The organism is Streptomyces mirabilis, from assembly GCF_018310535.1.
Classification (GTDB): domain Bacteria; phylum Actinomycetota; class Actinomycetes; order Streptomycetales; family Streptomycetaceae; genus Streptomyces.
Map to the genome: position 1 here is coordinate 2,987,682 of NZ_CP074102.1, position 12,928 is coordinate 3,000,609.

Genomic DNA, 12,928 nt, shown 5'->3' on the forward strand with positions numbered 1-12,928 from the left:
GGGGCTCACACGTTGAAAACACCACGGCGCCCCGGCCCCGTGCCCCTGTGACCCCGTGGAGACCACATGTTCCTGCACAGCCGTACCCCTCAGCTCCCGACCGCCGAACAGGCACTGCGCGGCCGCCCGGAGCCGATCTTCACGGTCACCGACCGCCACACCGTCCTCGGCAACCCCCTCCTCGGCCCCTACCCCGAGGGCCTGGAGATCGCCGACTTCGGCATGGGCTGTTTCTGGGGCGCCGAGCGCAAGTTCTGGCAGCTCCCGACGGGCGTGTACACGACCCTGGTCGGCTATCAGGGCGGCTTCACCGAGCACCCCACCTACGAGGAGGTCTGCTCGGGCCTGACCGGCCACACGGAGGTCGTCCGCGTGGTCCACGACCCCGGCCTCATCTCCTACGAGCGCCTCCTCCAGGTCTTCTGGGAGTCCCACAACCCGACCCAGGGCTTCCGCCAGGGCAACGACGTCGGCACCCAGTACCGCTCCGCCGTCTACACCCACACCCCCGCCCAGGCAGCCACCGCGGCCTCCTCCCGCGCCGCCTACCAGAAGGTCCTGACCTCCTCCGGCTACGGCACCATCACCACCGAACTCCTCCCCGCGGAAAGCCGTACCTTCTACCCGGCCGAGGACTATCACCAGCAGTACCTTTCGGGCAGCAAAAACCCGGACGGGTACTGCGGGTCGGGCGGAACCGGTGTGTCCTGCCCGATCGGCGTTGCCAAGGCCGAAGGCTGACGTCGCCGGGCGGGTTTCAGAACCTACCCGCGCAGGGTGCGCGACGAGCAGTTGCCACTCGCCCGACGTCACACGGCCCTGAGGTGTGCCGTCGGGCGCTACTGTCCGCTCGGCTTCAACCCGACCTGGGCGTACCTTGCTGCGACGGCATGCCCTTCCCGTGATCTACGCGGAAATCCGGGACGGACAAGGCACTCGATTTCGCGGATCGTGCCCCGCGCTGTACGCCGTGGAAGAACCGCACCGCAGGATCCGTGCGGCCTGTGCAAAATCCACGATCACCGTCTACCAGGCGTACTCTCCGGAGATCAGCCTGCCCGCACAGCCGGCGCCTCGCGTGGATCACCGGCTACCCAGCGGCCGGCGCGGCCACGGTGGCCTACGTCGAAGTACGCTGCCGGGTCGGCGCGGTGGAGGAAGCGAGTGTTTGGTGCCCGAAAAGACCCCGCTGTCGGCGAGCAGGTCCTGAGTTGCGACGGAACCCGTACGGGTACCTGCTTGGGCAGTTCCGTGAGTCCAGGACGTCGAGCGATCAAACAGGGGCGTACGGCTCGACGCGCATCGCTCCGGCCCGCGAAGTCACCAACGACTAGTCCGCCCGGGCGGACGCGAGGTGGGCATCCACGGCGACGACACCGTCGACGCCCTGGCACAGGCCCACGACCACCGGGACGAGACGCGGTTCCGGAACGTGACCCCGCAGGGTAACGGCCCCGTCCCGGACCTCGACCACGACGGTGCCCTCTTCCAGGCCGAGGATGCGCCCCAGGACGTCCCGTACGACCTCGCCGCGGATCTCGACGTCGGAGCGGATGAAGGTGTCCAACAGGTCGCTGCGGCTGACGATGCCGGCGAGGAGCCCGTGGTCGCCGACCACGGGCAGCTGCTTGACGTGCCGCCTGCGGAGTTCCCGCGCGGCCCGGGGGATCGTCCAGTCGGCACGGGCGCTGACGACGGGGCTGCTCATGAGCGCGCTCGCGGTCCTGGCCCGGGCCTTGCCCCAGGCGCGCTCGTCGTTCCCGTCCTGCCCTTGCGGTTCGGGCATGCCGGTCTCGTGCCGCAGCACGTCCGACGCGGACACGACGCCGATGGGGGCGCCCTCGTCGTCGATGACCGGGGCCGCGGCGATGTCGTTCGCGTCCAGCAGGGCGACGATCTCGTGGAACGGTGTGTCGGGGCGGAGGGTGATGACCTCCTCGGTCATCACGTCACCGACCGTGCGGCGGTGCAGCATGACATCGGCCTCCTCCGCTTCGCGACGGGACGGCGCCCCGGCCTCCGCGGCCGTTCGGCCACGCCGTCTCCCCTACCCATGACAGCACCGCGCCGCTCCGGCGGCCAGTGACGTTCGGCCCGGCGGGGAGGGCCGGCGGTCCCACGGCGGCGTCCAGCGAGCCGAATACCGCACGGCCGATCTCGCTTCGTCGAGCACTGCGCAGCCGACAGCGCGGGCCAAAACACCCCTGCTGGTCGAGCGAGAGCCGCCACCAGCAGTACCTCGACAAGAACCCGGCGGGCTACTGCGGCATGGGCGGGACGGGCGTTTCGTGCCCGGTCGGCGTGGCTCTCGCCGAGGGGTGAGTCTCGCCGTAGCGCCTGATCGCCGTACCACTCCTGCCGGACCGCCGGGCCGGGAGGAACGGGAGGTCGCGAACGGAGACCGTGGGGAGGAACATCGGAGTCACACAGGCAAGGTGGTGGCTATGGGGACGCCGTCGATGCACTTCAGCGAGAGTCCTGAGGATCCGTTCGCGCTCGGGCGTGGCGCCTCGGCTGCGCTCGACGATCAAGGCACCGTGGTCGGCTGGAGCGCACGTGCACAGGAGTTGCTGGGCTATCCGGCCAAGGAAGTGATCGGACGGGCGTGGCAGGACCTCCTGGTCGACGCCCGTGACCTGCCTGTCGCGCGGTCCGTCGTCGTGGACGCCATGAGGACGGGCGGCTGGTTCGGGATCCTGCCCGTCCGGCACCGCGACGGACGGCGGGTGGAGATGGGTTTCCGGGCCCGCGCGATCACGCGGGGCGGGGACAGTCAGGAGTGGGTCCTGGTCGGAGCCCCCGCCGCGGAGGTCAGTGCCTGGCAGCGGGACCGTGCGCTGCTGGACGGCCTGTACCGCCGGTCCCCGATCGGTCTGGTCACTTACGGCCCGGACAGCAGAGTGATCCGGGTCAACCGTGCGGTCGAGAAGGCGAGCGGTGTCCCGGCCGAGGCGCCGGTGGGCCGTCGCCCCCGCGAATTCATGGTCGACGAGGACGCGGGTCCGACCGAGGAGCGGGTACGGCACGTCCTGGAGACCGGCGAGCCGTTGATCTTCACGGAGCAGTCGGCCCGGGCACGCCATGATCCGGGCCGGGACCGGATCGTGTCCGTCTCGGCGTTCCGGATGGAAGACCCCTCGGGCCGGGTGCTCGGCGTGGCCGAGACGATCGAGGACGTGACCGACCGCCACCGGGCCCAACGCAGGCTCGCCCTGCTGAACGAGGCAAGCGCCCGGATCGGAACCTCACTGGACGTGGCCCAGACGGCCCGGGAACTGGCCGAGGTGGCCGCACACGGCCTGTCGGACTACTGCTCGGTGGACCTTCTGCAGTCGGTGACACTTGGTGACGAACCACCCCCCGGTGCGAGAGGTCCGCTGCTCCGGGTAGCCCTCTCGCCTCCAGAACGCCGGGTCCCGTACCAGGAGGGCGAGGTGGTCCCGCTCCTTCCGGATTCTCCGCAGGCGCGTTGCCTGGCCGAGCGCCGCCCGATTCTCGACCGGCTGCTGTCCCTCCGCCCCGAGTGGTACGCCATGGACCGTCGGCGGATCGAGATCGCCATGGGTCTCGGCGTTCATTCGCTGATCGTGGTGCCCTTGGTGGCTCGCGGCCTGGTACTGGGCGTGGTGAGCCTGTGGCGAGTACGCCATTCGGAGCCTTTCGAGGACGACGATGCCGCGGTGGCCCATGAGTTCTCCTCGCGTGCGGCCGTCTGCATCGACAACGCGCGCCGCTTCACCCAGCAGCAGAGCGCCGCTCTGACTCTGCAGCGCAGTCTGCTGCCGAGCGCGGTGTCCGACCTGCCGGCGGTCGAGGTGGCCTGCCGATACCTCCCGGCGAGCGGTGAACCGGGCATCGGCGGTGACTGGTTCGACGTGATCCCGTTGTCAGGGGCCCGGGTCGCACTCGTCGTGGGAGACGTGGTCGGCCACGGGCTCCACGCCGCGGCCTCCATGGGCCGCCTGCGCGCCGCCGTGCGCACCCTGGCCAGCCTCGACCTGGAACCGGACGAGGTGGTGGCACGGCTGGACGATCTGGTCAGCCTGCTGGCCGCCGAGCTGGAGGCGAACGCCGACGGCAGCGGGTCCACCGTGGAGCAGATGCTCGGGGCCACCTGCGTGTACGCGGTCTACGATCCGGTCTCCCGGCACTGCTCCCTGGCACGCGCCGGTCACCCGGCACCGATGGTGTCCACCCCGGACGGCGAGGTGACCGTGCTCGACCTGCCCGCGGGTCCACCGCTGGGTCTGGGCGGGCTGCCATTCGAAACGTACGACCTCGACCTCCCCGAGGGCAGCCTGCTCACGCTCTACACCAACGGTCTTCTGGAGGCGCGCAACGGCGACATCGACGCCGCGCTGGAGCACCTGGACGAATGCCTCACCCACGTCGCGAATCCTCTGGACAGCACCTGCCATGCCGTGGTCGAAGCGCTGCTGCCGAAGGAGCACCTCCCCACCGACGACGTCGCGCTGCTCATCGCCCGTACCCGGGTGCTACCGCCACAGGATGTCGCCACCTGGCAGCTGCCCCTGGAAGCAACCGCCCCTGCCCGTGCCCGGCAGCTGACCACGGAGAAACTGACCGAATGGGGGCTGCCGGAACTGGCCTTCACCACGGAGCTGGTCGCCAGCGAGCTCGTCACCAACGCCTACCGGTACGCGGCCGGCCCCGTCACCCTGCGCCTCATCCGTACGCACTGCCTGATCTGTGAGGTGTCCGACACCAGCCACACTTCCCCTCACCTCCGACGGGCCCTCAGCACGGACGAGGGCGGCCGCGGGCTCTTCCTGGTCGCGCAGCTCACGGAGCGGTGGGGCACCCGCTATGCCCACGACGGCAAGACCGTTTGGACGGAGCAGCCCCTGCCGCAGCCCCTGCCGCACGTGTGACCCGCGACGAGGGCGTGTCTGTTCCACCGGACGCTGTCGCGGCGGATCGGAAGCCCGGCGCGACGCCAGATCCTCTTCGGCTCTGTGGTTCAGTCGGTCTCGCCGCACTTCGGCTCGGCGAGCCTGTCCTGCCGAGCCGTTCGTGTCGGCGGGGACGGCTGGGTGCCGTCCTTGGCGACCGGCTGAAAGTAGTGGTCCAGCGCCCAGGCGGCCATGTGGGTGCCGGCCCGGCAGCCGACCACGTCCGCCGTGCGGGAGTGGACGCCGCCCCACACACGGGCGTCGACGACGTCCCGGTTGAGGTCGTCGGCGGACCCGTAGAAGCGCGTGGTGCCGGTGACCTCGGAGGGGACGTAGAGGTCGATGCGCGAGGTGCCGAGGACGCCGGTCAGGGCGCGTGCCACGGCAGCGGCAACGGTCGTATGGCCGGCGATGTAGTCCGGGTGTGGCGGGGTGAGGAGCAGCGGCTCCCAGGCCGGGTCTGCCGTCGTCGCGGGGTTGCCGTCGGTGTCGGCGAGGCGGATGGCGGTGATCGGCCGCCAGGAGCCGTAGTGGAGCTTGGCGTCCCATGCCGTGACGACGGCATCGGTCGCCGACGCGTTCACCGCGGCGAACAGCCGGGCCGTCTCGGCGATGCCGAGCCGGTGCCGGGTGGCGTGGTCTCGTACGGCTGTCTGGACCTGTTCGACCAGGTTGCCGCTGAAGAAGAGGGCGGTCTCGGTCTGCTGCGCGCTCCTGCCCGAGCCGGTCTTCGCGCCCATGGCCTTCAACTCCTGGACATCTTCGGCGTAAGCGGCCGAGGAGATGGCGGGTGGTCCGCCGGGGCGGAACTGCTGCGGGGAGGCGAGCAGGAGAGGGCGGAGCCTGGCGAGCCAGGTGTCGATGAAGGGCTGGAACGCGGGCGGGGTGGGCCGCCAGACCCCCGGTGCCGGGGAAGCGGAGAAAGGAACGTCCGCGAACCTTCCGTCCCCTTCGCGGAGTTCGATGATGCGGGCGGCGGCGCGCTTTCCGTAGCCAACGCCCCGGTCTCTGGCCTGACCGGCCGGTAGAGCGGAGAGCGAGTTCGCGTAGGCGGTGTCGAGCCGCTCCTTGAAGGCAGGGAAGTAGGTGAGCAGCACGTCGTGGGCCGCAGTGGCGGCGGCCGCCGCGGAGGATGCCTTGGCCGGACCGCGCTCGCGCCATTTGTACAGGGCGTAGCCGCCTTCGATCCCCACCACGGCGTTGTACACGGCGACGGAGACGAACCCCTCCCAGATCGCTGCCTGCCCGGAGGGGCGCGGGCCGAGGCTGGTCTTGATCGTGTCGGTGGCGATGGCGTTCCACTCGCGGACCACGGATGCCGGGACCGCCGCGGTCCGGGTGTCCGCGTCGGGGGGACTTGTCGCGGCGGTGAGCGTCACGAGGGCGATGGCCGCGACGGCGCAGATGAATCCCCGGGCATGTGAACGCGGAGGAACGGGAAGAGGGGGCTCTTGATACACAACGTCCTCCGTAGAGTTGAGTGCCCAAGGCTTAGCAACGGCCCACTGCGTGAGCAAGACAACTCGCCGCGAACCGGGCAGGTCTGGAGCGCCCTCGAACGCCTCACCGTCCGCTACGAGGAGATCACCGCCGGACGGACCCCGCACCCGCCCCGGCCCCGGCGAACCGCGCTGCCGCAGGGCGGCATCCGGTCAAGCGGTCGTGCTTGGTCGGGCAGCTGGACCACGCGGTCGTGAAACCCGACTGAGTTGAGGACTCGACAGCGCCAGGTTCACGAACTGACACGCCATCGGCCGAGGCTGCTCTGCTCCACGTCGATGCCGTCTCGTGGCAGACGTGCGCAGAGCCGTGCGTCCGGGCCGGCGGCCGCCGTTCGGATCACACAAGGCGGCCCTTCAGGTGATTCTCGGACGCCTCGTGGGCCGGACAGCCGTCGCAGGGGTACGACGTCTCAGCAGAGGACGAACCCAGAACTCCGTGAGGAGATTGGCGATGTACGCAGCAGTCCGGCGGTACGAAGGGGTGACCGATTCGGCCGAGGCCGCACGTCTCGTGAACGAGGGGTTCGTGCCGCTCATGCGCCAGGTCTCCGGCTTCGTGGCCTACTACTGGATCGATACCGGGGACGGAGTGATGGTCTCGACCAGCGTCTTCCAGGACCAGGCCGGTGCCGACGAATCGATCTCGAGGGCTGCGGACTTCGTGCGGGACAACCTTGCTTCACTGCTCCCCAACCCTCCCCAGGTCATGGCCGGGGAGGTGGTGGCTGCCGGATGACGGCGTTCGGACCAGCCACATGAGATGGCCTCCAAGGCTGTCCCGGTTGACGTGGATCAAGCCGTCGTTGCTCGAGGGGCTTGGTGACGTTTCGGCATGAGTCACCATGACGTACTCCGCTCGGGTGGTAGCCCGGCGTGGGTGGGAACACGGCGTAAGCGTGCCGGGTGGCGCGGAGGAGCGGGGCGGGCAGGGGACGGCTAGCCTGAGCAGCCCAGGAGCCCAGGAGCCCAGCAACATCAGGAGCTACGCGTGGCAAGGCTGGGAGCGTGGAAGTGGGCGGGGAAGTGGAGCCGTCTCCTGCCGGCCGTCCTGCTTCTGCTTGCCGTATTGATCGACCTCAACACGCCCCGCACCGTCAGCGCTGCGGCCCTCTATGCGGCTGCGATCTTGTCGGCCGCTCCTCTGCTGTCTCTGCGGGGCACCGTCCTCACTGGGGTGCTTGCGCTCGTCATCGACTGGATGATGTTCCGGTATTTCGGCTATCGCCGGAGTGCGATCGCGATCAGCGAGCTGATCACGGTTGCGACAGTGACCGTGATCGCGAGTTTCCTCAATCGCCTCTTGTACCACCGGAAAACGCAGCTGGAGTCCGTACGTGACATTGCGGCGGCTGTTCAGCGTGCTGTCCTGCCACACCCTCCGGACAGAATCGGTCCGCTGCGCTTTGCTGCACGTTACGAGGCTGCTCGGGCGGATGCTCAGATCGGCGGGGACCTCTACGTAGTGGTCGACACTCCGTTCGGCGTGCGCTGCGTGATCGGCGATGTGCGCGGCAAGGGGATGGGGGCAGTCAGGGCGGTCGCGGTCGGCATCGGGACTTTTCGAGAGGCAGCCCTGCACGAGCCCACCCTGACCGGTCTCTCGGAACGGCTGGAGCAGGCCGTCGTCCTCGAGACCCAGCAGTCAGGGAACCTGACCGAGCTCGAAGGGTTCGTCACAGGCGTATTGGTCGAGTTCCCCCGGCGGGGCAACGAAGTTCGGTTGATCAACCGCGGCCACCCGGCGCCCCTGCGGATCCTGGGAGACACGGTGCAGTATGTCGAGCCCGGTAGGCGAAGTCTGCCCCTGGGCTTGGGGACCCTCGACGCCGACCCTGAGTGCGTCGACACGGTGCCGTTCCCCGAAGGGGCCAGTCTGCTGCTCTACACCGATGGACTCACGGAAGCACGGGACGAGACGGGTACCTTCTTCGACCCCATCGGCACGTGCACGGAACATCTCCGTGCCGGCCCGGATGCTCTTCTTGACGCTCTGATTGCCGACCAGTGCCGACACACCGGTGGCCGAAGAACTGATGACATGGCCCTGCTGGCCATCACCCATGCACCCAACAACTCATGACCGATGAGCGTCCGCCAGTGGCGCTCCGACCTTCGATGGCGATGGCACCTCGCCGACGGCAGGGAGGGGCCCGAGACCGGATCACCACCTCACAGGCTGCGCGTGATCACGAGCCTAAGGGTGCGGCCGGTCCGGAACGCTCGGGCGACGGCCGGCGTCCCTCGCTGACTGCCCCTGCGCGGGCATGTCGTCAGCCGCGTCTGGAGCCGGAGCGACGGGCACAGCGACGTAGCTGAAGTCTCGATCCCGAGTCTGCCCACGGCCGGCACCGGGCGCAGTCCACAGAGACGCGTCGTTGGTCAGCGTGATGGCAAGACCGTTCTGGTCCGACCGGCGGCAGAAACGCTGACCGAGGGGCCGACACACGGAAGGTCCAGGCATTCGGTCTTGCCCACCAGCCTCTGCGGTACTTCAAGCCTGGAAAGCACGTCCGGCGCCAGCTCCCAAAGCACCCGAGCGAAACTGTGCTGCAGATCGGCTTCGGAATGGAAGACCGGCCCGCGCCGGCGTAGTTGAGCGATGACGTCGCCGAGTGAGATCTGTCCGGCGACAGTCTGGTTGCCGTCCATCGGTGCCATGGTCACGGTGCCAATGAAGCGGTTCCTCAACGGGACTCTCAAGCCACGTCGCCTCGCGGAAGGCGGTCCAAAATCACTGGCTGCCCGGATACGCCATGGAAGAACCGCAGCGCGGCATCCGTGCGCTCCACACGGCATCCACGATCTGCCCGCCGTCCGGGAGGTCCGCGGGACCGTACTGGCTGTCGAGATCGAGCGTGAAAGCTTTGAGTGGGCGCTGCGCGAGGCGTGCCTGTCGCACTATGCGCGCGGGTTGCACGAGAACCAGGCCGTAGGGCAGCGGGAGTCGAGGAGGGCGTCCGCGCGTATGCAGTGGGATCCCGAGCTGGATCTGCGGCTCGCGCCGCGGCCGTACCGCTTGCTCCAACTCGGCCTGGCGAGGAGGGCCCCGGCCCGGTACGCCGACGAGCGGATCGTCGGTATCGAGGGCGTGACGCCGCTCGCCAGGGAGGTGCGCTCCCTGGTCCGGGCCGGTGAACTCGACCGGGCCGCCGTGCTGTTGCGCGAGGAGCGGCCGTATCCGCTGACCGAGGACGTGCCGGACCCTTGCGGGCCCGGTACTCGACAAATCCGCAGGTCGTCATCGCCGCCGACAGTCGCCTTGTGGTGGCCATCGGCCATCGGCCATCCGCTGCCCGGCACCCGCAACGACTGCCGGGCGTTCACCGAATCCGGCGTTGACCGGGTCTGTCGCGGAGCTCCGAGCATCGCCGAAGGCGGCTACCGGGGCACCGGTGTGCTCCTCCAGCACCTGCAGTAGCTGGGCCGGCGCGATCACCAGCGGCGGGGCCATCTCACTGCCGGCTTGTGCCAGTTCCTTGATGCCGGGGGTTCCGTGTATCGCGGGCGTATGGAAAATCGCATACGCCACCGCAACATTCTTCCGTCTCCAATGGGGGCATGAACCGCGCCGCATCCCTGTCAGCACCGCCCCGTCGCACGCGCGGGATCGTGCTTCTCGGCCTGGCGATCCTCGGCCTGGCGAGCGCCGTGTTCGTCGTACGGCGGCCGCTCATGATGTCCGCTCCGATGTGCATGGCCGGGCGGTGGCACGGCTGCTTCGACACGTTCAACGGTGTGGTGCTCATGACGTTGGTCGCGCTGCCGTTGGCCGCGCTGGTGGTGTGGGCTCTGGCGCGCGTTCGGCGTGCCACCGGCGTCACATCGGAGTGGGCGTGGCGCAAGTCGCTGGCCGAGGTGGGCATGGTCCTGGGGACGGTGCCGTTCCTATGGCTGACCATGATGCCGGGCGCCGGGCCGGGCACCGCTCCACGTCGGGTGAGCCTGGTACCGCTGCGGGACCTGGTCACGATGGGGCCGCTCGGGATCGTCGGCAATCTGCTGGTCTTCGCGTCGCAGGGGTTCTTCGCCCCGATGCGGTTCGCGGCGCTGGCGTCCGTGCCGCGGATCCTGGCGCTCGGGGCGGGCTGCTCGGTCCTGGTCGAAACCGCACAGTACGTCCTGTGGCTGGACCGGGTGATCTCGCGGTCCTCGACCGCGACATCCCCGGCCCCTCCGGCGACGAGGTCGCCCGGCGCATCGTCGCCTCCGGCAGCGGCATCCCGATCCTCATGCTCACCGCTGCCGACCGGATCGACGACAAGGCTTCCGGTTTCGAGCTCGGCGCCGACGACTACCCGGGATGTGCAGGGAACGAAGCAGCTTGGCCTTCTCGGCCTGATCGGACAAAGCGTCGGCCTGATCGGACACGGCCGCCTCAGTCGACCAGTGCGCCGGCGGACAGATTGGCGATGGTTCCGGTCATGGCTCCAGCTCGATCTGAAGCCAGGAACGCGGCCGTCTCGGCGATTTCAGAGAGCGTAGGCAGCCTCTTCAGAAGCGTCCCCTGCACCATTCCCCCGCCTTCGAGCATTTCCTGGACCGACTGTCCGCCCGCTGCCGCCATTTGCTTGAAAAGGTCCTTGGTGTAGGAACCCGCTGCCGGCGCATCGACGACAGCGTGTGGACGGATGCAGATCACCCGGATGTTGCTGGGTGCCAGTTCCGCGGCCAGAACCCGGGAGAAGGCCTCCTTGCCGGCCGCGCTCACGCTGTGCCCCAGGATGCCGCCAACAGGCAGTTTGGAACCCGGCTCGGACAACGTCAGGATGACGCCGGGACGTTCGCGACCCATGTGCTGTGCCACAGCCTTGCTTGTGATGAACAGCGTCCGCAGAAAGCCGTCGATCGGCCGCATGAACTCCTCCAGCGAGAGGTCAGCCAGCACAGTCCCCTGGTCGTGCATGACACTCACGGCGTTGAGGGCGATGTCGATGCTGCCGGCCGTCGCCGCGACGGCATCGGCGTGCTTTTCGACCGCGGGTTGATCGAGGACGTCGACTTGAGCGGTCTCGACCGTTCCGCCCGTGGCGGCGATATCGCGCGCCACGGCGTCGAGCTTCGCCTGCGTCCGCCCGGCGATGAAGACCCTCGCGCCTTCCCGGGCGAATACCCGTGCGATGGCGCCGCCGATGGCGCCCCCGCCTCCATAGATCACGGCGTTCTTGCCGCCGAGCAGCAATGCACTCATGTGAGTCCTCCCAGGGTGATAGGTCGCCAGTGATCTCTTCCGGTGGCCTGTTGATCAGTCGTGTTTCTGACGCTGGATCTGTTCTGCGATGCGCTTGATGCGGTTCAGTCGTGCATCCCAGTTCTTGCCCACTTCATTCAGTTGCCGGACGGCGCGGGTGAGCTGTGCCTCGTCGACTTCGTAGCGCCGTTCGCGGCCCATCGGTGTCGCGTGCACGAGGCCTGCGCGATCGAGGACGCCCAGGTGCTTGGTGACCGCTTGGCGTGAGATCGGGAGACGATCGCTCAGGCTGGTCGGCGTACCGACGCCCTCCGCGAGCAGCAGGTCGAGCAGGCGGCGTCTGATCGGGTCGCCGATCGCCGACCAGAGTTCGTCGTCGAAGGCGACGGTCATCGCGTCACCACGGAAGGGGCGTAGCTCCGCAGCCTGGACAGGAACATGTCCCAGCCGCGCTCGTGGTCGTGGAAGGCCTCCTCGAGCACAGCGGCTTCCCAGCCCTTCTCCCGCCAGCCGCTCTCGGTCAGGCGCAGAATCGTGCCGTCACCGGAGGGCTCGAGCTCGAAGGTGACCAGGAGGGAGTTGTCCGCGTCGGGCAGCTGACCATCAGGAGCGACCCAGCGGAACGTGAACTTGCGGGGCGGATCCACGTCGACCACCGTGATCGCTTCGACCGCGGCGCGGTCGCCCCACACCAGTTCCCCGACCGCGCCCGGCGTGGGCTCGAACGACGCGTCGTCGGACCACCACATCTTGATGTGCTCGGGACGACTCACCACGTCGAACACGATCTCCGGTGCCGCGTCGATGCGGATCTCGCGTTCCAGCTTTCCGAACTCCACAACGGACCTCCAATAAGCAACCATCGGTTGCGTATGACCCTAGTGACCACGTCGACGATCCGCAACCTTGTGTTGCGTAACGACCGTGAGGGCGGCATGGGAGCGGCAGTTGAGGCAGGCTCCGACCCGGGTGCAGTGGGCCCCGGAGCGCGATGTGCGGCTCAATCCGCTGCCATACCGTTCGCTGCAGCCCGGCCTCGCGGGTGAGGCCGTACGGCGGTACGCGGACGAGTGGATCGTGGGGGTGGAGGATGTGACCCCGCTCGCTGCCGAGATCCATGGGCTCGTGCGGGAAGGCGAGCTCGACCGGGCCACCGCTCTGCTGCCCGAGGAGCGGCCCTATCCCCTCGGCGAGGAAGTGCCGGCGCGTCTAGGGTCGCGCAGTGATCGATGAGCTTGGTCCGGGCGGATCACGCAGGAAGCCTGACGGCCTCACCGCTGACAGGGCATGCGGCAACGGACGGCTGCCGCACGTATGGGATGGGC

10 protein-coding genes and 6 pseudogenes are annotated in these 12,928 nt (G+C 68.9%); 10 read left to right on the top strand and 6 right to left on the bottom strand.

What is annotated here, in order from left to right:
* The first annotated feature begins 66 nt into the window (after positions 1 to 66).
* A complete protein-coding gene (gene msrA, locus SMIR_RS12995) occupies positions 67 to 741 on the top strand; it encodes a peptide-methionine (S)-S-oxide reductase MsrA (RefSeq protein ID WP_168495017.1) in 675 nt (224 codons plus the stop codon).
* Positions 742 to 1,330: 589 nt separating this feature from the next.
* Here msrA and SMIR_RS13000 read toward each other — a convergent pair.
* Positions 1,331 to 1,975: a CBS domain-containing protein gene (locus SMIR_RS13000; protein ID WP_168495015.1), complete on the bottom strand. Its 645-nt coding sequence runs from the start codon at positions 1,973 to 1,975 to the stop codon at positions 1,331 to 1,333.
* Positions 1,976 to 2,217: 242 nt separating this feature from the next.
* Here SMIR_RS13000 and SMIR_RS13005 point away from each other — a divergent pair.
* Both SMIR_RS13005 and SMIR_RS13010 read left to right on the top strand, forming a co-directional pair.
* Positions 2,218 to 2,322, top strand: a pseudogene (locus tag SMIR_RS13005) (peptide-methionine (S)-S-oxide reductase MsrA); the annotation flags it as partial.
* Between the two features lie 122 nt (positions 2,323 to 2,444).
* Entirely contained in the window at positions 2,445 to 4,892 is a 2,448-nt protein-coding gene (locus tag SMIR_RS13010) for a SpoIIE family protein phosphatase (RefSeq protein WP_168495013.1), read from the top strand.
* 89 nt (positions 4,893 to 4,981) lie between these two features.
* Here SMIR_RS13010 and SMIR_RS13015 read toward each other — a convergent pair whose 3' ends face one another.
* Positions 4,982 to 6,292 carry a vanadium-dependent haloperoxidase gene (locus SMIR_RS13015; RefSeq protein ID WP_211118791.1) on the bottom strand — a complete coding sequence of 437 codons (1,311 nt, stop codon included), beginning with the start codon at positions 6,290 to 6,292 and terminating at the stop codon, positions 4,982 to 4,984.
* A gap of 574 nt (positions 6,293 to 6,866) precedes the next feature.
* On the opposite strand from SMIR_RS13015, the gene SMIR_RS13020 reads away from it, so the two are divergent.
* Together SMIR_RS13020 and SMIR_RS13025 are read left to right on the top strand one after the other, a co-directional pair.
* The gene (locus SMIR_RS13020; RefSeq protein ID WP_101400339.1) at positions 6,867 to 7,151 is read left to right on the top strand and encodes a hypothetical protein; all 285 of its coding nucleotides are present in this window, start codon (positions 6,867 to 6,869) and stop codon (positions 7,149 to 7,151) included.
* Between the two features lie 252 nt (positions 7,152 to 7,403).
* The gene (locus SMIR_RS13025; protein WP_168495011.1) at positions 7,404 to 8,495 is read left to right on the top strand and encodes a PP2C family protein-serine/threonine phosphatase; all 1,092 of its coding nucleotides are present in this window, start codon (positions 7,404 to 7,406) and stop codon (positions 8,493 to 8,495) included.
* A gap of 299 nt (positions 8,496 to 8,794) precedes the next feature.
* Here SMIR_RS13025 and SMIR_RS13030 read toward each other — a convergent pair whose 3' ends face one another.
* Positions 8,795 to 9,064, bottom strand: coding sequence for a hypothetical protein (locus SMIR_RS13030; protein ID WP_168495010.1), 270 nt, complete (start codon positions 9,062 to 9,064; stop codon positions 8,795 to 8,797).
* Between the two features lie 22 nt (positions 9,065 to 9,086).
* Between SMIR_RS13030 and SMIR_RS13035 the strand changes: the two are divergent.
* From SMIR_RS13035 to SMIR_RS13050, 4 pseudogenes are all read left to right on the top strand, one after another.
* Positions 9,087 to 9,581, top strand: a pseudogene (locus SMIR_RS13035) (DUF4291 family protein); the annotation flags it as partial.
* A gap of 47 nt (positions 9,582 to 9,628) precedes the next feature.
* Positions 9,629 to 9,824 (top strand): annotated as a pseudogene (locus tag SMIR_RS13040) (IS5/IS1182 family transposase); the annotation flags it as partial.
* A 149-nt stretch (positions 9,825 to 9,973) separates the two neighbouring features.
* Positions 9,974 to 10,558 (top strand): annotated as a pseudogene (locus SMIR_RS13045) (VanZ family protein); the annotation flags it as partial.
* Positions 10,501 to 10,714: pseudogene (locus tag SMIR_RS13050) on the top strand (response regulator); the annotation flags it as partial. The pseudogenes SMIR_RS13045 and SMIR_RS13050, both read left to right, overlap by 58 nt.
* Before the next feature lie 76 nt (positions 10,715 to 10,790).
* On the opposite strand, the gene SMIR_RS13055 reads toward SMIR_RS13050, so the two are convergent.
* Genes SMIR_RS13055 through SMIR_RS13065 form a run of 3 tightly spaced genes read right to left on the bottom strand, consistent with a single transcriptional unit; the run spans position 10,791 to position 12,442 of the window.
* Positions 10,791 to 11,603, bottom strand: a complete 813-nt coding sequence (locus tag SMIR_RS13055) for an SDR family NAD(P)-dependent oxidoreductase (protein ID WP_168495008.1) — start codon at positions 11,601 to 11,603, stop codon at positions 10,791 to 10,793.
* Positions 11,604 to 11,657: 54 nt separating this feature from the next.
* A complete protein-coding gene (locus SMIR_RS13060; RefSeq protein WP_168495006.1) occupies positions 11,658 to 11,996 on the bottom strand; it encodes an ArsR/SmtB family transcription factor in 339 nt (112 codons plus the stop codon).
* Positions 11,993 to 12,442: an SRPBCC domain-containing protein gene (locus tag SMIR_RS13065; RefSeq protein WP_168495004.1), complete on the bottom strand. Its 450-nt coding sequence runs from the start codon at positions 12,440 to 12,442 to the stop codon at positions 11,993 to 11,995. The genes SMIR_RS13060 and SMIR_RS13065 overlap by 4 nt, the downstream gene beginning before the upstream one ends.
* A gap of 88 nt (positions 12,443 to 12,530) precedes the next feature.
* On the opposite strand from SMIR_RS13065, the pseudogene SMIR_RS13070 reads away from it, so the two are divergent.
* Positions 12,531 to 12,836: pseudogene (locus SMIR_RS13070) on the top strand (DUF4291 family protein); the annotation flags it as partial.
* Positions 12,837 to 12,928 lie beyond the last annotated feature (92 nt).